Origin of the sequence: Pseudoalteromonas sp. OF5H-5, from assembly GCF_021530695.1 — a bacterium.
Lineage (GTDB): Bacteria > Pseudomonadota > Gammaproteobacteria > Enterobacterales > Alteromonadaceae > Pseudoalteromonas.
Genome location: NZ_JAKGBF010000004.1, coordinates 377,163 through 400,644, shown reverse-complemented (window position 1 = coordinate 400,644; position 23,482 = coordinate 377,163). Strand labels below are relative to the sequence as shown.

Genomic DNA, 23,482 nt, shown 5'->3' with positions numbered 1-23,482 from the left:
ATGATGGCTTTTCCGTCGAGCCACTATTCCATAAAGTTATATAAAATATATTGTATACATTGTAATTTTAGTGTTAAAAACCTATAACCCAATCGGGTTTGGATACACAACAGGAAAGGTAAATGATGAAAATTACAAAACTCACTTTGGCGTTATCAGCGCTTACAGCGATAAATTCAGCCAACGCACACCAAGAATCACAGCGACTCTTTAAGCCGCTCGATGCATCGGTTCAAGTGGAAACGAACATTTCCCATGGCCATGAGCACAAAGATTTGCATGATAGAGCACCCGTTGCACAAACACCAACAAGGAGTATGCCGCTATTATCTGCTAAACACACGCCATTATTGCAAGCGCTGGCAGTGGGCCAAAGTGAAGCGATTGCTGCATGTGATTTAAATAGCTTAGCAAGTGCGAGCAGTAGCCAAATTGTTACTGAAATAAAGCAACAGGGTACGAGCTGTATCAATGCTTTGTTCTCCGCTGACAGCAGCATCCAAACACAAGTATTCACTTCAGATAAAATGTACGCTGCGGCGCAAAATGCCAAGTCGCTTTCGCAAAGCTATTCAGGCAACGGCAGTGCCGACCTCGAAGCGCTTTATTTATTTATTCGCGCTGGCTTTTATGTTGAGTTTTACAATGATCAGGTGACTTTCGCTACTTGGGTTAAGCCTGCGGTGAAAGATGCATTGGATGCTTTTGTTAGTAATAGCCATTTCTACGACGACAATGATGCTCATGGTAAAGTACTCGGTGAGGCTATTACTACAATGGATTCATCGGAACTACAAGGGCACTATCTGCCAGTTGTAAAAGCATGGCTATCTAAATGGAATGAAAGCTACGCTCAAAAGTGGAATATGCGCAGTGCGGTAAATGGCATTTTCACTATCTTATATCGTGGTCAGTGGAATGATAACTTTGTCGCTTTGATTAAAAACGATCAACAATTGGTGAGTTTACTAGGGAGTTTCACCGCACAAACTTGGATGGTAAATTCAGACTCTGAATATCTAATCATCAATGCTGCTAGCGAATTGGCTCGACTTAAATTATACAGTGGTGCAGCTATTCAAGAGTCAGTCGACACGCAATTAACCGCTTTATTCTCGCGTTATAACAGTTATGGTTTTGGCGATGGTGTCTGGTTAGCTGCGGCTGATGTCGCGACCTATTATGCTGATTGTGGCCAGTTTGGTATTTGTAATTTTGATAAAGAACTTGAGACCAAAGTACTTTCTCAACAACATAGTTGTAGCGATACAATAAAGATTAGAGCACAAGCGCTCACCGCTCAGCAATTGACTTCAGCGTGTCAAACCATGGAAGCGGAAGAAGGACGATTCCACACCATGCTGGAAACTGGCCGCTTACCGGTTGCCGATGATAACAATGATTTTCTACAAGTGAATATCTTTAATAGCAGTGCAGACTATAAAAAATATGCCAAAGCCATTTTTAAAATCAGCACCGACAACGGTGGTATGTATTTAGAGGGTAATCCTAGCGATGTGAATAACGTTGCTAATTTTGTTGCATACGAGGCCAGTTATGCAAAGCCGGATCATTACATCTGGAACTTAGAGCATGAATACGTACATTATCTTGATGGGCGTTTTGATCTTTATGGTGACTTTAATGCTCCGACTAAGCCTATCGTCTGGTGGAGTGAAGGGGTGGCTGAGTACATTGCAAACCTCAATGATAATCAAGCCGCAATAGATACAATCAAAGATGGCTCAGTATATACGCTAGCCGAAATATTCAGCACGACGTATGACGGTTTTGATCAAGATAGAATTTACCGTTGGGGTTATTTAGGGGTGAGATTCCTGTATGAAAAACACTTTGATGAAGTGCTCGCAATGCGACAGGAAACGCGACAAGCAAATTGGAATGCGTACCAAGCCCGTATGGACCGCCTCGCATCACAGTATCAATCAGAGTTTGTTCAATGGTGCAACGAGCTTGCCGCTGGTGGTCAGAATAACGCACCAACTTCAGTGATTAATGGCCCATACTCTGGTGACGTTAATCAAGCGATACTATTTTCAAGCCAAGGTAGTATCGATCCTGATGGTGATGCACTCACTTACCTGTGGCGTTTTGGTGATGGCAGTCAAAGTAATGAAGCCAACCCTACGCACAGTTATGTGCAAGCAGGCGAGTATCAAATTAGCTTAACGGTGAGCGATTCTAGCGGTTTGAATCACACTAGTAATACAGTGGCTACTGTAAGCTCAACGACTTCAAACAAACTACAGTCTGGCGTACCTGTCACGGTTGCGGGCGAGCAAGATGAACAAGTTGCATTTTCAATCGATGTCGCTGCTGGCACTGATAAATTAGTCATCAGCACGTCTGGAGGTACAGGTGATGCCGATCTTTACGTTAAGTTAGGCTCGGCGCCAACGTTCAGCGAGTATGATTGCAGGCCATACCAATCCGGTAACGAAGAGGTATGTGAAATCACTACACCTACCGCTGGCACCTATTACATTATGCTACATGGTTATAATCGCTTTGAAAGTGTGCAGTTGTTAGGGGAAATCGTAACAAATTCAACAATAGAGGACGTATGTCAGTCGCAGGGTAGTGTCTCTAATGGTAGATTAGCAGCGGATGAAACAATTTGCCTTGGAAGCCAAGAGCCGATGTGGTTTAGCCTTGAGAATGTAAGTGGTCAACAATCGGTGGTGATCAAAACAGCCCATGGTAGTGGTGATCTTGGGCTTGAATACAGCAATGCAGGATGGCCAAACGGCACTAATGTGGACGCAAGCTCGTTCAATCAAGGTAACCAAGAGTGCATTGAGATAAGTGCGCAATCTGAATATTGGGGATACTTGAAAGTGTCAGGCGCACCAACGGGGGCAGCGCTGAAGGTGTCTTATAATAAAGATGGTTGTCAGTAATTGCCTAATACTAAGGCAGAAATAATGGAAAGTAATTAAACGGGTGATACAGATCACAGTTATTACTTGTTCATAATTTTTTTTGTTATATTTTTGTAAAATAAGGGGCCTTTGGTCCCTTTGCTCATTTAAAAACATGCAAAAGGAATTAACTGATGTGCCGAGAAGGAGCTAGGCTGTAGTTTTAGACTGTATTAAAAGTTTAGGTTAGACACGAGGCACTCAGTGTTAAAAAAGTACTTTATTGCCATTTCCACTTGGTTAATGGTAGCCTTTTCAGTGACAGCCGCTGAAACCCAAATTCTTTACGTATATCATCATAAGCCGCCCTATATTATTGATCTAGAAGCGCAAAAAGGTCTTTATTTTGATTTAGCCAAACTGATTAATGCCGTGCAAAAAGAGCTGCAGGTAGAAGTACGTTTTGTACCACGTAAACGCTTAGATAAGCAGCTCGAACAGCAAACGCTCAAAGGTTTTATTTTAGGGGTAAACCCAGCTTGGTTTGATGACCGCAAAAAACAAAAGTATTTGTGGAGCGGCCCGTTAATGTATGACACGGACGAATTTGTCTCGCATGTAGAGCAGCCGTTTGAATATTATCACCCTAGCTCATTGTCCGGTAATCAAGTTGGCGCCATTGCTGGGTACTACTACCGCCACTTAGATCAAGGAGTGGAGCAAGCCAATATCCAGCGGGTGAACGTAAATTCCGAAGAAGCTCTATTGGAGATGATCCTCAAAAGGCGGGTGAGTATTGCGATCGTCAGTCGCTCTACGACAGAATATCTTGTTGCTAAAAATGGTTGGAAGCGAGTGTTTCACTTTTCTCAAAATCCTCATGAAACCTATTTTAGAGCAATATTGGCGCCTAAAAATTCAGCATCGGATTTTGAGGCGCTACAACAGGTGTTAGATTCCAAGCCTTTCAAAAAGCAACTGGTGAAATTGCTTAAAAGCTACCATCTTGCTTATTGAAGTAAGGGGGAAGGAGCGGTAGTTATTCTGATTTCAGGTTAGATACATCGCTCCGGTGCTTTAGCGATTACCAGCAATTATTACCAACTACCCGTGTTTTCCATTGACTGCCAAGGCTCGGCTGGAGGCAATGCATCACCTTGTTGGAGTAACTCGATAGAAATGCCATCTGGAGATTTAACAAATGCCATGTGACCACAGCGCGGTGGTCGGTTGATCACCACACCGGCATCTTGCAGCTTTTGGCAAAGTGCATAAATGTTTTCTACGGCAAAGGCCAAGTGGCCAAAATTACGACCACCAGTGTATTCTTCCGGATCCCAGTTATAGGTAAGTTCGATAGTAGGAGAAAAGCTTTGCTGCGCCTGCTCAACTTGATCAGGGGCGGCGAGATAAATTAAACTAAAACGGCCTTGTTCACTGTCATAACGTTTCACTTCAACGAGACCCAAGAGGTCGCAATAAAACTTCATGGATTCATCAAGATCGCGTACACGTACCATAGTATGTAAGTATTTCATTATGTATTCCGTTTAGACTCTAGTCAGCAAATTTTAAAGTGTTACACATCAGATTGAAAGGTCAACAGACCTCAGGCATCCCGATAAGCGGATAAAAAAGTAATTGATTTCTGGTAATTTTTAGCACTGCTAGTTAAGCTTTTGTGAGATTGAGAATTAACGATTCAAAAGGGCGCTCAACGATGGCAGAACTTCCTGAAGTAATAGATAGCATGACAGATATCGTTTCGTGCTTAAACACCAGCGAATCTTTGGAGCACTTCTTGTTGAATGTGCACTGTATTGTGCAAAAAATTACTTACGCGGACAATTTCTATGTGGTTTTGCAAAGACAAGATGGCGAGTTTGAGTTTCCCTATTTCCATGATGTCAAAGACAGTATTTCGCTCGAGGAATTAAATAGCCTAACTAGCACAGAAATAGACAAAACGCTTACTAGTTATGCGCTGCGCTCTGACAGTGTAAAGAACTATTCTGAGCATGCTTTGATGGCACTGACCGAGAAAGGGGTTATTGAAATGTTAGGCAGTTTCCCCAAGCAATGGCTGTGCTTTCCGCTAATCAATCGCGACAAGCATTTAGGCGCGTTTGTGATCCAATCCTACCGTCGTAGCGATGAATATTCAGAAGCCATGGTGGATTTGTTGTATACCGTCAGTCATGTTATTGCCTCTGCGATGGATGCATTTGCAAACCAGCAAGCACTCATTGAAGCGAATACAGCGCTTAAAACACATGAGCTTGAATTGGAAGCAATGGTAGAAAAACGCACCCATGAACTTAGTGTGAGTTTAGAAGAATTAAGAACAGAGGTCGAAAAGCGCAAATCACTTCAAGAAAAGCTAGAGTTTGACGCCTACCACGATAACCTTACGCAATTGGCGAATCGAAAATACCTATTTAACGAGCTGAATAAAATGTCTGCTCGCTCGATGCGACAGCCAGTAAATGTGTATTTAGGGTATCTCGATTTAGATAACTTCAAGCCGATTAATGATAATCACGGCCATCATAGTGGTGACGAGGTTTTGGTACATGTAGCAAGACGTCTACAAGAAGCGTTACGAGAGTATGATTTTGTTTGTCGTATTGGTGGAGATGAGTTTGTCTTTGTGATTAATGAAAAAATTGCCAGAGACTTGCTTGAAAGCTTAGCAAATCGCCTTTTGAGTGTGATAAATGAAGATATCTTGCTTACCAATGGTGAGTTGGTAAATGTCGGATGCAGCATCGGTATGGCGGTTTCTGAGGGCGTGGAATTCAGTGCGGAATCGTTATTAAAAGTTGCTGATCAAGCGCTTTATGAGTCGAAAGGAAAGGGTAAGAATCAGGTCTCATTTAGCTTCAAATAACACTGAATATAAGATTAATATTTTGTTATTTATCATGTTTTTATAAAATTTCATGATATTGTTCGTTGTCCTTTGCTTTAAGCAGATGATTGATTTAGGATCAGGCTTTATAGTCAGAAAAACATGGACATTATGATCATCAGGCTGATCCTTATTGCACTGTTTTGTTTTGCTATGACGGCAAAAGCAGTAGAAGTTCAAAATTTATATGAAGCCTCGCTGAGTGTTAGCGACAAATCTCGCGCAACGCGAGCGCAAGCGAGCCAACAGGCATTATTAAAAGTGTTGCAAAAGCTCACAGGTAAAGCCGATGATTTTTCTCACCCTTCTATCCAAGCGAGCCTTAAGCGCATCTCAGATTACATGCTGAGATATGAATATTATGATCGACAAGGCGTAACCAAAATAAAGGTGGAGTTTGAGCCTGGTAAGGTCGAAGATCTAGTCAGAGAAGCTGGCTTACCGCTTTGGGGCAACCGCCGTCCTATGGTCGCGATTTGGATGGTGATCGAAGATAACTTCCGCCGAGAGTTTGTTACGCAAGAAAGCTACCCTCAACTCGAACGCTTGATTTATGACACTGCGGACGAGTGGGGCGTGCCGGTCGTTGTTCCTCTGATGGATCTTGAAGATCGCAGTAATGTGAGTATCGCAGAGGTGTGGGGAAACTTTTCTAACGAAGTAGAAGATGCGTCATTGCGTTATGAGGCGGAGCGCGTTATCACCGCCCGTTTGTTCCAGCCGCCCCATACAAATTCTTGGCAGCTAGACTGGCGCTACACTGACGCTGAATATTTTGAGCCTGAGCAATATGTCGGTGACAAACAGCAAGTTATTATTGATATGGTGAATCAGCTATCTAGCACTTTAGCTCAGAAATATGTTATTGACCCTAATCTCACTTTTGAAGCCCATCGAACTGAAATTGTGGTTGAGCAATTACAGTCATTTAGGGATGTAGAAATGGCGAAGCGTCGTTTGCTATCTATGAGTACCGTGGTGGATGTTGATGTGATCTACCGTGCGAAAACAGCAGTGAAGTTTGCGATTGAACATACCTCAAGCGTATCAGACTTGCGTAAAACGATCGCATTGGAGCAAAGCTTTAAGGCGTACGAAGACCCAAGAGCCTATTATCAAATCGCAGACGAAAACAACCTTAAATACAATTGGGTGGATAAATAGGATGGAATCGCCACGTCAAATGGCGTTGCCAGTGACGCTGCCTGATGACGAAACCTTTGCCTCTTATTTTGGCGGTGAAGCGTCATTGGAAGTAAGCCACTTAAAAAATGGCCTTGCCCGTCGTTTAATCGGTTTTCAGTACACTTACCTGTGTGGGTTGGCAGATTCTGGCAAGTCGCACTTGCTTTATGCCACGTGCATTGAAGCGCAAGAACTTGGACTCTCGACTATTTTATTGTCAATGCGAGAAGTGTTGGATTTTGGCCCGTTAGTGTTAGATGGGCTCGATGCACTGGATGTAGTTTGTATAGACGATGTGCATTTGGTTGCAGGAGATGAAGCGTGGGAAAAAGCCTTATTTAACTTTTTCAATCGTTTTAATGAAAAAGGCAAATGCCTAGTGGTCACTGCCGATCTGTTACCCAACATGTTGAATTTGTCACTACCAGACTTAGAATCGCGCCTAACCTGGGGGACGACTTTTCAGATCCGCTCGATGAGTGACGATGATAAAGCCGAAGCTCTAGTAAAAAGAGCGCATATGCGAGGCCTTGAGCTCTCTGATGAATGTGCACGATTTTTGCTCACGAGATTGAGTCGTGATATGCGTGCGTTACTTGATGTATTGGATAAACTCGATCACGCATCCATGGCTGCGCAAAGAAAGTTAACAATTCCTTTTATAAAAGCCACTTTAAAGCTGTAACAGGGCTAGAATATCGCCTTGCAATTCAGTTATCATAAGAGATTAAATAACAGCAAATTACCTCAGCAAAGATCAGGTAGACAATGAATTTAGAAAATATTTTAGCGCAAGCGCTTGAAGCCGTTGAGCAGGCAAGCGAAATTGCGCACCTTGAGGAAGTTAGAGTTAACTACCTTGGTAAAAAAGGTGAGATCACAGGTCTTCTTAAAACGCTAGGCAAACTAGCACCAGAAGAGCGTAAAGACGCAGGTCAGGTGATTAACCAAGCGAAGACCCAAGTACAAGATGCGATTACGGTAAAACGTGAAGCGTTAGCCAATGCAGCACTTGAGCAGAAGCTAGCAGCTGAGACGATTGATGTGACGTTGCCGGGTCGTACAATGCCAGCCGGTGGCCTTCACCCAGTTACTCGCACCATTGAGCGTATTGAGCAGTTTTTTGGTGAGCTAGGATTTGCTGTTAAATCTGGCCCAGAGGTTGAAGATGACTTTCATAACTTTGACGCGCTAAATATTCCAGAGCACCACCCAGCGCGTGCCGATCATGATACTTTCTATTTCAATCCTAAATTGGTACTACGTACACAAACCAGTGGCGTTCAGATCCGTACTATGGAAGCTGAGCAGCCGCCTTTGCGAATTATCTCGCCAGGTCGTGTATACCGTAACGATTACGATCAAACACATACGCCAATGTTCCACCAAGTTGAAGGCTTGATGGTCGACACTAACGTGAGCTTTACAGAACTTAAAGGAATTTTGCACGATTTCCTACGCAACTTCTTTGAAGAAGATATGGAAATTCGCTTCCGTCCTTCATACTTCCCGTTTACAGAACCTTCAGCTGAGGTGGACGTAAAAGGTAAAAATGGTAAATGGCTTGAAGTACTAGGCTGCGGCATGGTGCACCCGAACGTACTGCGCTCGGTAGGCATTGACCCTGAAAAATACACTGGTTTCGCCTTTGGTATGGGGGTTGAGCGTTTGACGATGTTACGTTATGGCGTAACTGACTTAAGAGCTTTCTTCGAAAACGACTTAAAATTCCTAAACCAATTCAGATAAGAGCGACAAAAGTATGAAATTCAGTGAAAAGTGGTTACGCGAGTGGGTCAATCCAGCAATTGATACTGATGCGCTATCTGAGCAATTATCAATGGCGGGTTTAGAAGTTGATGGTGTAGACCCAGTTGCCGGTGACTTCCAAGGTGTGGTTATCGGTGAAGTGGTTGAATGTGGTCAACACCCAGATGCTGACAAACTTAGAGTAACAAAAGTAAATGTAGGCGAAGACGAACTACTAGATATTGTCTGTGGTGCCGCTAACTGCCGTGCCGGTTTAAAAGTGGCGGTTGCTAAAGTGGGCGCAACGCTTCCAGGCGATTTCAAAATTAAGAAAGCTAAACTTCGCGGTCAACCGTCTCATGGTATGCTGTGTGCGTTTGAAGAGCTTGGCATGGCGGAAAGTTCAGACGGTATTTTAGAACTCCCTATGGATGCGCCAATCGGTCAAGATATTCGTGAATACTTCGGCTTGAACGATGTAACTATTGATGTCGATTTAACGGCTAACCGTAGCGATTGTTTAGGGATCAAAGGTCTTGCTCGTGAAGTTGGGGTACTAAACAGCATCGACGTAACAGAAGTTGATATCACGCCAGTTACGCCAACGATTGATGATAAAATCTCTATTGAATTGGTAAACAGTGAAGCATGTCCACGCTACTTAGGTCGTGTGATCAAGGGTGTTAATGTTAAAGCAGAAACCCCGTTTTGGATGGTAGAGAAACTACGCCGCTGCGGTGTACGCTCAATTGACCCAGTTGTTGATGTTACGAACTACGTATTACTTGAGCTAGGTCACCCTATGCACGCGTTCGATTTAAGCCAAATCGAAGGTGGAATTAAAGTACGTAATGCCTTTGAGAATGAAGAGCTAGTATTGTTAGACGGCAACACGGCGAAGCTTAATCCATCAACACTTCTGATTGCTGATGATAATAAAGCACTTGCGATGGCAGGTATCTTCGGTGGTGAACAGTCAGGTGTTAGTGACGAGACAAAAGACATCTTGTTAGAAAGCGCGTTCTTTGCACCGCTTGCGATTGCAGGTCAGGCACGTAGCTACGGTTTGCATACCGATGCATCGCACCGTTATGAGCGTGGTGTAGACCCGGTACTGCAGCGTGATGCGATGGAAAGAGCAACAGGCTTGCTACTTGAAATCGTTGGCGGTGAAGCCGGACCGATTGTTGAAGCTGTGTCAGAAGCGGATTTACCAAAAGAGCGTCAAGTGACTTTACGCCGTGAGCGTTTAGACCGCGTGATCGGTTATCATATCGAAGATGCTAAAGTATCAGACATCTTGGCGCGTCTGGGCTTAGCAGTAACATTTGCAGGCGGCCAGTGGCAAGCTCAAGTACCAAGCTATCGCTTCGACATTAGTATCGAAGAAGACTTAATTGAAGAAGTTGCGCGCGTATTCGGTTACAACAATATTCCAAATGTGGCACCAACTGCTGCGTTAAAGATGACAGATCATCAAGAAGCACGTTTGCCTGTAGCGCGCTTTAGAGATGAGTTAGTAAGCCGTGGTTATCAAGAAGCCATCACATATAGCTTCGTTGATCCAAAAGCACAACAGCAGCTACACCCAGAAGCAGATGCATTAATTCTTCCGCACCCAATTTCGGTTGAAATGTCTGCAATGCGTGTAAGCCTGATGACAGGCTTGATCAATGCGGTTTCTTATAATCAAAATCGTCAACAATCGCGTATTCGCTTATTCGAAACGGGCCTTAAGTTCATCAAAGACGACAACGCGGAAAACGGCGTACGTCAAACCGCTGTGATCGGTGGTATCGCGTATGGTAATACGCATAACGAACATTGGTCAGTGCCTTCACGTAAAGTGGATTTCTTTGATGTGAAAGGCGATGTAGAAGCATTACTAGCGCTTTGTAACGATAAAGCACGCTTTAGCTTTAAAGCGGAAGTGAGCGATGGTTTGCACCCTGGTCAATCTGCTGCAATTTATGCAGACGGTAAAAAGGTTGGTTTCATCGGTGCAGTACACCCTCAGTTATTAAAGCCGTTAGAGCTTAAAGATACGCCATATGTATTTGAAATCGACATGGCTGCTTTAGAAAATCGCCTGCTTCCAGAAGCGGTTAGTATCTCGAAATTCCCATCAAATAGAAGAGATATTGCTATTTTAGTTGCAGATGACGTAAAAATAGGCGATATTTTAGAGTGCATTGAGAAAGTTGGCGGAAATCAATTAGTTGACCTAAACTTATTCGATGTGTACAAAGGGCAAGGGGTTGAACCTGATCATAAGAGTTTAGCCATTGCTCTAACATTACAAGCGGTTGATAGAACGCTCGAAGAGAAAGACATCAACGCGGTTGTAGAAAACGTGGTGGCCGAACTGGCCAAACAATTCAATGCATCGTTGAGGGACTAGATATGGCGCTTACTAAAGCCGACATAGCTGAACACCTATTTGAAAAACTGGGGATCAATAAGAAAGATGCCAAAGACTTAGTTGAAGCGTTTTTTGAAGAAATCCGCTCAGCGCTAGAAAACGGCGAGCAAGTAAAGCTCTCTGGGTTTGGTAACTTTGACCTTCGCGACAAGAAGGAACGCCCAGGTAGGAACCCAAAAACTGGGGAAGATATTCCTATCTCTGCGCGACGCGTGGTAACTTTTAGGCCTGGCCAAAAGTTAAAAACTCGTGTTGAGGTCGGCACAAGCAAAAACTTGTAATATAAGAAAGCCTTGGTGGTGATACCAAGGCTTTTTTTATATTGAAATAGTTTTGTCACATATTCAAGCTACACTCTGCGCCTGTTTGCGTTCCGTGGAGTGAGGAGCTTATGCGAGGAGCACACTCCTTAAGCAAGTTGTTTAAGAATATCTTTATTGCTTGGTTGTCTTGCACCTTTGTATTTTCAATTGTGGCCGCTTTCACTTATGTGCATCAGAAAGAGACCGCTAAATCCAATCTTGTCACCGTAGCGAGTCGAATCGTATCTGACATCAACAAAGAGTTTGTCGTTGTAGACGATACCTTAAAACATGCTATCCATCTTTCTCCAAATTGCGACCCTGAGGGTCTACACTACATGCGTAGATTGGTTTTTGAAAACCCAGGCATGAGCGAGATAGGGATCGTAGATAGTAAAGGGAAATTGGTCTGCAATTCTTTTGGGCAACTCACTCCACCTGTGAATACCAGCGCCCCAATAAAAAAGCCCGGGCTTAGATACTATGGCCCAATCATTACCGACTATTTAGAACTTCCTGCTTTTGTTTTAGCGCGCACGAGAGACGATGGTTATGAGGTAAATGTGTTGATGCCGGATCATTGGCTAAAGAGTATGCTTGATATCTCAGCTCATCATAATACCGATTTTGCTGCTTTGGTCGACAATAGCACTGGTGTGCCGGTTTTTTTAAATGGTAAATACGCTTTGCCAATCCGCCAAAAACTATTTCCAGTGGCTAATAGCCGCGCAGTAGAGGGGCTCTTTGATGATGCAAAGGTAAAGTTTGCGTATGTTGCAGCTATTCCAAGTTTGCCGCAGATGAGCTTAATTATTGCAAAAAATGATGAGCAACTAGTGAGTCTAGGGTGGTTGTGGCTAGTACTTTGGAGTGTGTTGTATTGTGCCTCTTGGGTTGGCCTCACGTTGTTATTAATCAGTTATGACAAGCGCCAGCTAAGCAGTAAAACACAAATATTAAGAGCATTGGCAAATGATGAGTTATTTAATGTGTATCAACCTCTCGTTAATGCACAGATACCATCGATAGTGGGCGTGGAAGTACTCATTCGTTGGCGTCACCCACTTGAAGGAGTGCTCGGCCCCGCTTACTTTGTGCCTGAAGCTGAGCGTGATGGTACTATTTTAGATATCTCGATAGCACAAGTCGAAAACGCTGTGCGTGATTTGACGGACATCTTAGTCGCTCAGCCAGACTTTAAGGTGTCTTTTAACGTTAATGGTTTACTTTTGGGTTCTAAACGCTATATCGATGCCTTACTTGCTGCAAAAAACCAAATATCTTCATTAACTATTGAATTAACTGAACGTGATGTGCTGACGCAGGCTCAAACGAAAACGGTACTAACCGAGCTCAAACGTGCTGGAATAGAAATCGCGATTGATGATTTTGGTACGGGGTATAGTGGCTTACAGTACTTGCAAAGTTTTCCGATCGACCTGTTGAAAATAGATCAGAGCTTTGTAGCATCAATTGGCCTAGATACTTTGCAATCCCCGGTTTTATCGGCAGTGATTGATATGGCGGAAAAGCTGGATAAGAAACTGATTGCTGAAGGGGTAGAGACTCAAGCTCAAGCTAGTTATCTCAAAAGTAGAGGGGTGAATATTCATCAAGGTTGGCTTTATTTCAAAGCACTAGAGCTGCCGCAATTACAGCGTGAGATAGATAAAGTGTTAGATAACAAAAGAGCGGCTTAACCGCTCTTATTTAACCAAAGCTCAGAAAAAGACCTAACTATTATAAAACCTCAGCGAAGTAGCAACCAAATGCATCAAGTATTAGTGCATTTGCGCTCGCCGTTCCGCTTAGGTGCTTCAGGTCGCACTGCGTTAATGCAACTTCAGGAAGTGTCACGCTTTGTTGAGTAGCTGCTAAGTTGAATGCGCACAGCAATGTTTGGGTTTGGGTTCTACGGTAAAAAGCTAATACTGGCTCTGGAGTGTCAATAAACTCAATGTCACCTGTTTTTAGTGCAGGTTGCGCATTTCGCCACTGTAAAAATGCTTGATAGTAGCTGAGCGTTGAATTGCTATCTACTGCTTGTTTGTCTACAGCTCGTAGGGCATGCGCTTCAGAAACTGGTAACCAAGGCTTAGACTCTGAGAAGCCAGCATTAGTTTTTGCCTGTGTCCACGGGATCGGCGTTCTACAGCCATCACGGCCTTTAAAGTTTGGCCAAAAGGTAATGCCATATGGGTCCTGCAGCTCTTCGAAGGCAACGGCGGCTTCGCCAAGCCCTAGTTCTTCGCCTTGGTACATACAGACGCTACCCCGCAATGAACCGAGAAGGGCTGTGAGCATTTTGACCTGTGCATCGTTTACCTTGCCATCTATACTCCAGCGACTTGCTACCCGTTCTACATCGTGATTTGCAAACGCCCAACACGGCCAACCTTCGGTCATGATTGACTCTAGGCGAGAAACCGTTTCTCTGATGTACTTTGCACTATAGTCGTTAGTAAGGAGCTCAAAGCTATAACCCATATGAAGTTTATTACCATCGGCTGTGTACTCTGCCATTGTTTGCAAAGAGTCTTCTGAACTGATCTCACCTAAGCTAACGGTACCTGGATATCTATTTAATAAGGCACGGATCTCTTCCATAAACGCTAAGTTTTCTGGTTGCGTATTATTATAATAATGGTATTGGAAAGCGTAAGGGTTGTCTTCGCTAAAGCCACGACCTTGACGAAGTTCAATGGGTTTAGCTGGATTATCCCTAAGCTGCTTATCGTGAAAACAGAAGTTGATGGCATCTAGTCTAAAGCCATCAACGCCTTTTTTAAGCCAAAATTCGACGTTATCTAGTACGGCTTTACGTACTTCAGGGTGATGAAAGTTGAGATCCGGCTGTTCAGTTAGAAAGTTGTGCAGGTAATATTGGCAACGTCTAGGCTCCCACTGCCAGGCAACACCACCAAAAATGGATAGCCAATTGTTTGGTGGACTGCCGTCTGGATTGGCATCGGCCCATACATACCAATCTGCTTTATCATTTGTGTTGTCTTCACGACTTTCGACAAACCACGGGTGTTGATTTGAGGTATGACTAAGTACCTGATCAATAATGATCTTAATATCACGTTTATGTGCTTCACTAATAAGCGTATCAAAATCGTCGAGTGTACCAAACATAGGATCGATATCGCGATAGTCGCTAATATCATAGCCAAAGTCTTTCATTGGCGATTTAAAAAATGGTGAAATCCATACTGCATCAACACCAAGCGATTTAATGTAGTCTAGTCGCTGAATAATACCCTGTAAGTCGCCAATACCGTCTGCATTACTGTCTTGAAAGCTACGCGGATATATTTGATAGATAACCGCGCCTTTCCACCATTCATTATTTGCCATGCACTTTCTCCAGGCTATGTGCGTGTTTATTCTGTGGCAGTGCTGAGTATCAAGTAAATACTATGCTGGGCACTTTCACCACTAATTTTGCCAAAGAATACGTCATGCTCGGTGGGGTGTAAAAAACCTGCATACGTATGCAGGTTTTGTGAGGTGAATTTATGATAACTCATTCACATAATTTTATTTTATAAAATAAATTTACCAATATTGACCTTTAACAGGGAATAACTAGACAAATAAAGCTTTGTAAGAGTGAATTTTTGGTAAGACCAATTTAACTTAAGTATAGCTATAGATTACATGTTGAGGATATTTTGGTGTTCAGTCGACAATAATAGCCCGTGAAAGTTAAGATTTAGTGAAATTAAAGCTGGTAAATAAATGTGGTCGGCCTTTTGACCTTACCCAATAAAACTATATATATATCATTGAGTTGAGTTTTATTCCTGTAAAAAACCTGTAAATTTCGTTGAAATGCACTAGCTTTGAATACGTATGCATAAAGTTGTTTACAAATTTAATCAGCCGCTAGTATTTGACTGACAACAACTGTGCTCGTTTGTTTTTTCATTAGTTTGCACGCCAGATGAACAAATCGCACAATATAATATGGTTAATTGGGATAAAACATTATGTCTAAGTTCAAACCGAGTATGCTAACGCTTGCGCTGATTGCTGCAGGTGTGAGCCATGCTGCTCCTGTTGAAGATAACACTGCTAATAATGAAGAAAAAAACGTTGAGGTGATCGAAGTTCGAGGTATCTCGCGCAGTATCATCGCCTCAATCGATAAAAAAAGATTTAGCGACACCATTGCAGAAGTAGTTGATGCTGGAGACTTAGCTTCCTTACCTGACGTATCAATCGCTGACTCGTTGAGCCGTCTACCTGGGATCACCGCGGTAAGAGCAAGTGGGCAATCTTCGCAACTTAATATTCGCGGGATGAACGGCGACTTTATTCAAACCACATTAAACGGACGTGAGCAGGCGAGTACCAGTGGATATACTGCAGGTAGTCGCTGGATTTCATTCGACCAATATCCGTCAGAATTAATTAATCAAGCCGCAGTGTATAAATCACCAAAAGCGTCGCTGATTGAAGGCGGTGTTGCGGCTACGGTTGAACTTAAAACGGCAAACCCTCTCGATGCTGAAAAAGAGCATAATTTTAATTCTTCGGTAAGATATTCCTACAATGATGCTGCATCAGATGTGGGCGCGGATTCAACAGGCGAACGTATTAGTTTTTCATACCGAGGTAAATTCCTAAATGAGACACTTGGTTTTGCTATTGGTGGGGCGTATCTAAACCAACCAAATAACGCAATTGATATCTCAGCGCATGCTCCTACACGCTCTCAAGATTTTGATGGTGATGGTACAGAAGAGCGTTCGGTCAATGGCTTTCAATATCGTTCAGCCAAAGGCAGCGATGAAAGACTTGGCCTGTTAAGCACTTTGGTGTATCAGCCAACAGACGCATTCAAAGTCCAATTTGATTATTTCCATTCTAAGTTTGAATCGGAAGATAAAAAGAGCGGCTTAAATATTGAAGGATTCTCAAAAGATATTAACTCGTTGTATTCGGTTGATAATGCAGTTGTTAAAGACGGTTTTCTAGTTGCTGGGGATGTGACTATTACTGATCCCAATGGCCCATGGGTTGAGATGCGCTCTGAAGACCAATCAACGGATTCAACCACCGACAGCTTTGGCTTAAACTTGCAATACACGACAGATTCGTGGGAATTAAAGTTCGACTGGGCTCATAGTGAAGGGGAAAAAACGCGTAGAGATATGATTGCTTCAATGCATGCATATGAATACGGTACTTCTACACTGGAAGATGGAACGTTAGTTAACACTTGGCAAGAATTAAGAAATCAAACCTTTTCTTTCGAACAAAGAGAGAAAGACTCACCACTGTTAACACTTGGCAATGGGTATACCGACCTATCTAATATGCGACTGGGTGATTGGGAACAATTTCCTCACAAGTACACAGACGAGTTAGATAGCGTTAAGGTTGATTTTAAGTATTTTATTGAGAACAGCTTTATTTCTTCGATTGAAGTTGGTGCGCGTTGGTCTGACCGTGAATTTACGGATCAACGCTCGACATTTAGATGGGGCGCACGCGAAGGCCAAAATGGTTACCAGTTACCGGATGGCACCATCGTCACGAACAAAGGCTGTGAATTTAATGATCAGAACCACCCGTGTATTCCTCACGATTTGACGGGATATGTTTCGGTTAGAGATACTCGAGGTTTCCAATACTTGGAACTAGACCTTGAAGGTATCGCTAACGAAGTATTTGGTCCGGGCAATTATGAGGCACAGCAAACTTGGGGTCACAATTGGACGCTCATTGAAAGTGGCGCTGTTCGAGAAGAAGTATTAGCCGGTTATATTATGGCAAATATAGATACCGAAATTGCCGACATACCAGTGACGGGTAATTTTGGCGTTCGAGTAGTAAAAACTGATACGAAATCAATAGGCATTCAACAGATCCAAGGCGATGAAGTTGGTGACTCAATCATCGATGATAATGGCGTTGAAAGAACCGATTATCGCCATGTTAATTACGGCCCTGAGTATACGGACACATTGCCTTCACTAAACCTCAATTTCAGAGTGAGTGACACGGACCAAATTAGGTTTGCAGCTGCAGAAGTTATTGGCCGTCCACCTGTCTACCAGCTTAGAGGTGGTGCAGGGTCTTGGGCTGACACCGCAAATGATGGTACTAGTCCTCGTTATAATGTGTGGTCAAAAGGTAACCCAAATTTAGACCCGTTTAGAGCGACTCAAATTGATTTATCTTATGAGCGTTACTTTGAAGATGGTGGTGCTTTTGTTGCCGCGATATTCTGGAAAGATATTGAATCTTTGATTGAAAGTATTACTTATCAAGAAGGTGAGGTTGACTGGGCTGATATTGGCCTAGAGGTACCAGATGGGTTTGTTGCAGGTCAATACCAAACGACTCAGAACAATGATCAAGGTGGATACATAAGAGGTATTGAGCTGGCTTATACCACGATGTTTGATAATTTACCGGGTGTCTTTTCGGGCTTAGGTTTTAACGCTAACTATTCATATACCGAGAGCGAAACAACGGTAGATGGCGGTGGTAACTTCCCTGATCAGCAACTGCCACTCCCTGGTCTATCAAAAAATGTATGGAGTGCTACGGTATTTTGGAACATAGATTCGTTCACAACGCACCTGAATATCCGTTACCGTGATGAGTATGTATATGAAGGGGCTTCACCAGGAGGCTCTTCTCTAGCTTGGGCTGATGAATATACTGTTGTTGATTGGCAGGCATCGTACAACTTTGAGAATGGTTTGGAAGCCGTCTTACAGGTTAATAACCTAACTGATGAGCCAAATACTACTAATTATGGTACTGCACTTGCCACTGGTGAGTACAAAGAGTTTGGTCGCCAGTATTATTTAGGGTTCAACTATAGCTTCTAATTATTAGCAAGCATTCATGGCCACCAAAGTAACACCTGCTTTGGTGGCTTTTTTATAGTCGCTCACTGTGTAATGAGTGGTTATCATCAATTATCTAAATTGATATGTTTGTTTCACTTTCAATACGTGGTTTTTAATAGGTTTAAGGTGCGAAGGCGATGAAAAATCAGAAAATAGTGATTTTAGGTGGTGGAACTGCAGGTTGGATGGCCGCGAATATGATGGCAAAAAGCTGGGCAGATAAAGCGATAGAAATCACTGTGGTTGAATCTTCTAGCATCGGAACTATTGGTGTTGGTGAAGGGTCTACTCCGCAGTTCAAAGGATTTATGGACTATTTAGGTATCTCGGAAGCCGAGTGGATGCCGGCTTGTAATGCGACCTATAAAAATGGCATTCGGTTTATAGATTGGTCGACAAAACCTGGGTTTTCTAGCTATTTTCACCCATTTCCTGCACAACCTGATGACTACAGTGCACCGGCTTTTTTTCATAACAGCTTTGTTCGGCGTAAGGCGATTGACGTAGAGGGCCACCCAGACCACTTTTTTTTAGCAACTCACTTGGCTGATTTAAATAAATCCCCAATTGCTGCAGAAAGCTTCCCATTCGAAATTAATTATGGTTATCACTTTGACTCAGCTTTGCTTGGCCAGTTGTTGGCTCGCAAAGCGGCTGAGTTTAATGTAAAACACATTGATGCCACAATTACCGACGTTCGAAAACACGTTGATGGTGATATTGCGGCACTGATAAGGTCTGATGGTACGGAAATCGCTGGTGATATTTTTATTGACTGCTCGGGCTTCAAAAGTTTACTGCTACAACACACTTTAGGCGTGGGGTTCGAGTCATTCGAGTCCAATTTATTTAACGACGCTGCGGTCGTTATACCTACCAAGCAACTTGACACTATCCGCTCCGAAACACAATCTGTTGCGCGTCAATTTGGGTGGTCTTGGCACATTCCATTAACGAATCGTATCGGTAACGGTTATGTTTATAGTCAGCGTTACTGTAATGCGGATCAAGCCGAAACCGAGCTAAGGGCTGCTTTGGGTTTGTTGGACTCTGATGTAGAAGCTCGGCATATAAAAATGAAAGTCGGGCAAGTTAAAGCGCACTGGAGCAAAAACTGTATAGCGATTGGTTTATCTCAAGGATTCATAGAGCCTTTAGAAGCAACCGCTTTGCATATAGTCCAAGAAACCGTTCAGAGCTTTATTGAATGCTACCAAGATGCGGGCTTTACCGATGGTAACAGAGATAAACACAACCGCGCTTTGAGCGAACGGTATCAGGCTATTCGAGACTATATCGTCGCTCATTATCGTGTGAATAGTCGTACTGACACCAACTACTGGCTTGATAATGCCAACAATAACCACTTATCGCGGTCACTCTATCAAATTTTACAGACTTGGGTTTCTGGTAACAACTTATCGGATGAATTAGTTCGCCAAAACGTTGATCAATATTACCCTTCAGTCAGCTGGCATTGTTTATTGGCAGGTTATGGTATCTACCCAGAACAAGCTCAGCTTAAGTCAGGCAATGCCCTAGCAAACCAACATAGCATCGAAAAAGTGAATGACTTCATCAGACGATGTGGATTGAATTTTAAAGATCACCGAATGGAGCTAGAAAGCTTTGCGGCAAATGTTCACAAGTAACTTGGTATTAATCGTTATAAATAAAATCTAATTAAGGGTCTCTCTGAATACATATGTGATGGGTTCAGTACGTTCGTTTACGCAAGTAGACTCTTTTAAAACAGCATTATGACAACACTATGAAAAATAAATCTCTACTATTGGCTGTGTCAGCGCTTTTGGGTGGTGCAGTGAGTTTAAGCGGCTGTGGCCCCAAGCCAGTTGATAAAAAAACCGAACAAATGACATTGCAATCGGAAGTGGCGCCAGTGAGCAAACCTGTTGTTTATCAAGTATTCACAAGGCTCTTTGGCAACACCAAAGCGGTGAACAAACCTTGGGGAACAATAGAGGAAAACGGCGTAGGCAAGTTTTCTGATTTTACTCCTACCGCATTACAACAAATTAAGGCTATGGGTGTGACCCATGTTTGGTATACCGGCGTGCTCCATCACGCAGTAGTGACGGATTATAGTAAGTATGGGATCAGCCAAGATGATCCTGATGTTGTAAAAGGCAGAGCGGGTTCACCTTATGCAATAAAAGATTACTATAACGTTAACCCTGATCTTGCGAACGATCCTTCTGCGCGACTGGCTGAATTTGAAGCCTTAATTGAACGTACACATGACGCCGGCTTGAAAGTGATCATCGATATTGTGCCAAACCATGTCGCTCGTAACTATGAGTCACTCGGTGCGCCTAAAGGAACTGTCGATTTTGGCGCGAATGACGACACGCAAGTTGCATATGCTAGGGACAATAACTTTTATTACGTGGTTGGTGAGGAATTTACAGTACCAACGAGTGAAGGCTATCAGGTGTTAGGTGGTGGATCTCATCCATTGGCGGATGGCAAATTTGCAGAAAATCCAGCAAAGTGGACCGGTAACGGTGCTCGTGCGGCAAAGCCTGATATTAATGATTGGTATGAAACCGTCAAAGTGAATTACGGGGTGAAGCCTGACGGTAGCTACGATTTCGAACGCCTGCCTGACGATTATGCTCAGCAGGATTACCGTGCACATTTTGAATTTTGGCAACACAAGCAATTGCCAGATAGTTGGTACAAATTTCAAGCCATTACGCACTTTTGGTTAGAAAAGGGCGTAGACGGTTTCCGTTACGATATGGCGGAAATGGTGCCAGTAGAGTTTTGGAGCTTCCTAAACTCTTCGATTAAAACAAAAAATCCTGAAGCTTTCTTGCTCGCAGAAGTCTATAACCCCACTTTATATCGCCCGTATATCAAGCAAGGGAAGATGGATTACCTCTACGACAAAGTGGGTTTCTACGACACGTTAAAGGTGTTAATGCAAGGCAAAGGTAGTGCCCAAGCCGTATTGGATAGTCATCTATCGGTAGCCGATATTGCCCCACATATGTTGCACTTTTTAGAAAACCATGATGAGCAGCGTATCGCAAGCCCTGAATTTGTAGGCGATCCGCTAAAAGGTAAACCCGCTATGGTGGTTAGTCACCTGATAAGCACAGCGCCATCGATGATCTATTTTGGACAAACATTAGGGGAGGATGGCTCTGAGCAGGCGGGGTTCGGCAGCCCAAGCAGAACCAGTATCTTTGACTATATTGGTGTACCCGAACATCAGAAATGGATGAATGACGGGAAGTTTGATGGCGCGCTTCTTTCAAATGAGCAGAAGGCGCTTCGTAATTACTACGTCAAATTACTCAATCTTGCAAAACAGCCGGCGATTGCGGCTGGTGAATACCAGCAAGTCACCCTGAGTGCTGAGATGCCAAGCAATGCTGAAACAGTTATGGCATTTGGCCGTAAATTAGGTCAACAAAAGTTGTTGGTCGTGAGCAACTTTAATGCGGAACAAGAACAAATAGTCACCGTAAATCTGCCTAAAGACTGGCATGGTGCTTATAACGATATTTTAGAGTCACACCCGACTTTACAATTACAACCAACGACTGATGGCGAGCGCGTCAACGCAACGATTGCGCTAGCGCCGCTTGCCAGCGCGGTTTATCAAGTAGAGAAGTAAGCTATGCAACAAGAACAACAAAAACCACAACTCAGTTTTTGGCAGATATGGAATATGTGCTTTGGGTTTCTTGGGATCCAATTTGGTTTTGCACTGCAAAACGGCAATGTGAGTCGTATTTTTCAAACCCTCGGTGCCAAGGTCGATGACATCCCTATATTGTGGGTTGCAGCGCCCTTAACGGGTTTAATCGTGCAGCCAATTATCGGCTACTGGAGTGATAGAACATGGGGAAAACTTGGGCGTAGAAGGCCATTTTTCTTGTGGGGGGCTATTCTCACCACGCTATCGCTTTTCATTATGCCCAATTCTCCAACGCTTTGGATTGCGGCGGGTATGCTGTGGATCATGGATGCGTCGATCAACGTCACGATGGAGCCGTTTAGAGCATTAGTAGGTGATAATCTGAATGAAAAGCAACGTGCTACAGGTTATGCGATGCAGAGCTTTTTCATTGGTGTCGGTGCCGTGGTCGCGTCTGCGCTGCCTTGGATGATGACTAATTGGTTTGAGGTGAGTAACACAGCTCCTGCAGGACAAATCCCTGACTCGGTAAAATACGCATTTTACTGGGGGGGAGCTATCTTGTTCATCTCCGTATTGTGGACGATTCTAAAAACGAAAGAATATAGCCCTGAGCAACTCGCAGCCTTTGAACAAGCGCAAACGAATACGCAGAGCGCAACTCAATCAGACTTACCTGTGAACTTTTTAAAAGGCAGTGCGGTGAGCGGTTTCATTGGCGTTATTGTACTGCTTGCCGTTGCACTTCTTGGCCTTGAAAAAGAGCTTTATTTGCTTAGCGGGCTGCTCATCGCTTTTGCAATTGTATTTGTCATTGCGCATGTGATGCAGCAAAAGCAGCGCGTAAGTAATGGTTTTTATCATGTTATTTTTGACTTATTTACGATGCCAAAGACCATGCAGCAGCTTGCTGTGGTGCAGTTTTTTAGCTGGTTTTCGCTATTTGCCATGTGGATCTACACCACCTCAGCGGTGACGAGCCATCACTATGGTACGTCAGATGTAACGAGCAAGCTTTATAACGACGGTGCTGATTGGGTCGGGGTGTTATTTGCAGCCTACAATGGTTTTGCTGCTATTGCTGCGATGGTGATCCCATTCATGGTTAAGCGCATCGGTCTCAAAGGGGCACATGCAGCTAACTTGTTTTTTGGCGCAGTGTCTTTAATTAGCTTCAAATTTATCGGTGACCCCACATTACTTTGGTTGCCAATGGTGGGCATTGGCTTTGCTTGGGCATCTATTTTGTCATTACCTTACGCGATGTTAAGTAACGCTTTGCCAAGCAACAAAATGGGTGTATTTATGGGGATCTTTAACTTTTTTATCGTGATCCCACAATTACTCGCCGCCAGTATTCTAGGTCTAATTCTGCGTCATGGTTTTGATAACCAACCGATATTCGCACTCGTCATCGGAGGCGTGTCATTTTTACTCGCTGCATTAGCTGTTTCAAGAGTCACGATAAAGGCTCAATAAGGAGAAC

At 43.4% G+C, this 23,482-nt stretch carries 15 protein-coding genes; 13 read left to right on the top strand and 2 right to left on the bottom strand.

Annotated features, from left to right (window positions below; translation table 11 throughout):
* The first annotated feature begins 122 nt into the window (after nt 1–122).
* Nucleotides 123–2,921 (top strand): collagenase, encoded by a 2,799-nt coding sequence (locus L1271_RS08505; protein ID WP_235367567.1) that lies wholly within the window; start codon nt 123–125, stop codon nt 2,919–2,921.
* 225 nt (nt 2,922–3,146) lie between these two features.
* Nucleotides 3,147–3,899, top strand: coding sequence for a substrate-binding periplasmic protein (locus tag L1271_RS08500; protein WP_235367566.1), 753 nt, complete (start codon nt 3,147–3,149; stop codon nt 3,897–3,899).
* An 80-nt stretch (nt 3,900–3,979) separates the two neighbouring features.
* Here the strand turns inward: L1271_RS08500 and L1271_RS08495 are convergent, their stop codons facing one another.
* The gene (locus tag L1271_RS08495; protein ID WP_010604034.1) at nt 3,980–4,420 is read right to left on the bottom strand and encodes a VOC family protein; all 441 of its coding nucleotides are present in this window, start codon (nt 4,418–4,420) and stop codon (nt 3,980–3,982) included.
* Nucleotides 4,421–4,602: 182 nt separating this feature from the next.
* On the opposite strand from L1271_RS08495, the gene L1271_RS08490 reads away from it, so the two are divergent.
* The 7 genes from L1271_RS08490 (at nt 4,603) to L1271_RS08460 (ending at nt 13,151) form a co-directional block, all read left to right on the top strand.
* Entirely contained in the window at nt 4,603–5,772 is a 1,170-nt protein-coding gene (locus L1271_RS08490; protein ID WP_227387206.1) for a sensor domain-containing diguanylate cyclase, read from the top strand.
* A 123-nt stretch (nt 5,773–5,895) separates the two neighbouring features.
* Complete coding sequence (locus L1271_RS08485; RefSeq protein WP_102056595.1) at nt 5,896–6,957, top strand: DUF2066 domain-containing protein; 1,062 nt, start codon at nt 5,896–5,898, stop codon at nt 6,955–6,957.
* 1 nt (nt 6,958) lies between these two features.
* Nucleotides 6,959–7,663: a DnaA inactivator Hda gene (gene hda, locus L1271_RS08480; RefSeq protein ID WP_010604037.1), complete on the top strand. Its 705-nt coding sequence runs from the start codon at nt 6,959–6,961 to the stop codon at nt 7,661–7,663.
* A gap of 83 nt (nt 7,664–7,746) precedes the next feature.
* Complete coding sequence (gene pheS / locus L1271_RS08475) at nt 7,747–8,727, top strand: phenylalanine--tRNA ligase subunit alpha (protein WP_010604038.1); 981 nt, start codon at nt 7,747–7,749, stop codon at nt 8,725–8,727.
* 13 nt (nt 8,728–8,740) lie between these two features.
* Nucleotides 8,741–11,128 (top strand): phenylalanine--tRNA ligase subunit beta, encoded by a 2,388-nt coding sequence (gene pheT / locus L1271_RS08470; protein ID WP_102056596.1) that lies wholly within the window; start codon nt 8,741–8,743, stop codon nt 11,126–11,128.
* 2 nt (nt 11,129–11,130) lie between these two features.
* Nucleotides 11,131–11,430, top strand: a complete 300-nt coding sequence (gene ihfA, locus L1271_RS08465) for an integration host factor subunit alpha (protein ID WP_010377997.1) — start codon at nt 11,131–11,133, stop codon at nt 11,428–11,430.
* 110 nt (nt 11,431–11,540) lie between these two features.
* Nucleotides 11,541–13,151 (top strand): EAL domain-containing protein, encoded by a 1,611-nt coding sequence (locus L1271_RS08460; RefSeq protein ID WP_010604040.1) that lies wholly within the window; start codon nt 11,541–11,543, stop codon nt 13,149–13,151.
* Between the two features lie 40 nt (nt 13,152–13,191).
* Here L1271_RS08460 and L1271_RS08455 read toward each other — a convergent pair whose 3' ends face one another.
* Nucleotides 13,192–14,811 (bottom strand): alpha-glucosidase family protein, encoded by a 1,620-nt coding sequence (locus tag L1271_RS08455; protein ID WP_235367565.1) that lies wholly within the window; start codon nt 14,809–14,811, stop codon nt 13,192–13,194.
* A gap of 635 nt (nt 14,812–15,446) precedes the next feature.
* Between L1271_RS08455 and L1271_RS08450 the strand changes: the two genes are divergently transcribed.
* The 4 genes from L1271_RS08450 to L1271_RS08435 all read left to right on the top strand — a co-directional run bounded on the left by L1271_RS08450 (nt 15,447) and on the right by L1271_RS08435 (nt 23,475).
* Nucleotides 15,447–18,305 (top strand): TonB-dependent receptor, encoded by a 2,859-nt coding sequence (locus L1271_RS08450; protein ID WP_010604042.1) that lies wholly within the window; start codon nt 15,447–15,449, stop codon nt 18,303–18,305.
* Nucleotides 18,306–18,463: 158 nt separating this feature from the next.
* Entirely contained in the window at nt 18,464–19,978 is a 1,515-nt protein-coding gene (locus L1271_RS08445; protein ID WP_235367564.1) for a tryptophan halogenase family protein, read from the top strand.
* Between the two features lie 119 nt (nt 19,979–20,097).
* Nucleotides 20,098–21,972, top strand: coding sequence for an alpha-amylase family glycosyl hydrolase (locus L1271_RS08440; protein WP_235367563.1), 1,875 nt, complete (start codon nt 20,098–20,100; stop codon nt 21,970–21,972).
* Between the two features lie 3 nt (nt 21,973–21,975).
* Nucleotides 21,976–23,475, top strand: a complete 1,500-nt coding sequence (locus L1271_RS08435; RefSeq protein WP_102056600.1) for an MFS transporter — start codon at nt 21,976–21,978, stop codon at nt 23,473–23,475.
* Nucleotides 23,476–23,482: the final 7 nt, after the last annotated feature.

Bases quoted from the DNA above. Each gene is read 5' to 3' on its own strand.
- L1271_RS08455 (WP_235367565.1), bottom strand. From the start codon at position 14,811: ATGGCAAATAATGAATGGTGGAAAGGCGCGGTTATCTATCAAATATAT.
- L1271_RS08495 (WP_010604034.1), bottom strand. From the start codon at position 4,420: ATGAAATACTTACATACTATGGTACGTGTACGCGATCTTGATGAATCC.
- L1271_RS08445 (WP_235367564.1), top strand. From the start codon at position 18,464: ATGAAAAATCAGAAAATAGTGATTTTAGGTGGTGGAACTGCAGGTTGG.
- L1271_RS08505 (WP_235367567.1), top strand. From the start codon at position 123: ATGATGAAAATTACAAAACTCACTTTGGCGTTATCAGCGCTTACAGCG.
- pheT (WP_102056596.1), top strand. From the start codon at position 8,741: ATGAAATTCAGTGAAAAGTGGTTACGCGAGTGGGTCAATCCAGCAATT.
- ihfA (WP_010377997.1), top strand. From the start codon at position 11,131: ATGGCGCTTACTAAAGCCGACATAGCTGAACACCTATTTGAAAAACTG.
- L1271_RS08485 (WP_102056595.1), top strand. From the start codon at position 5,896: ATGGACATTATGATCATCAGGCTGATCCTTATTGCACTGTTTTGTTTT.
- L1271_RS08450 (WP_010604042.1), top strand. From the start codon at position 15,447: ATGTCTAAGTTCAAACCGAGTATGCTAACGCTTGCGCTGATTGCTGCA.
- hda (WP_010604037.1), top strand. From the start codon at position 6,959: ATGGAATCGCCACGTCAAATGGCGTTGCCAGTGACGCTGCCTGATGAC.
- L1271_RS08435 (WP_102056600.1), top strand. From the start codon at position 21,976: ATGCAACAAGAACAACAAAAACCACAACTCAGTTTTTGGCAGATATGG.
- L1271_RS08460 (WP_010604040.1), top strand. From the start codon at position 11,541: ATGCGAGGAGCACACTCCTTAAGCAAGTTGTTTAAGAATATCTTTATT.
- L1271_RS08440 (WP_235367563.1), top strand. From the start codon at position 20,098: ATGAAAAATAAATCTCTACTATTGGCTGTGTCAGCGCTTTTGGGTGGT.
- pheS (WP_010604038.1), top strand. From the start codon at position 7,747: ATGAATTTAGAAAATATTTTAGCGCAAGCGCTTGAAGCCGTTGAGCAG.
- L1271_RS08490 (WP_227387206.1), top strand. From the start codon at position 4,603: ATGGCAGAACTTCCTGAAGTAATAGATAGCATGACAGATATCGTTTCG.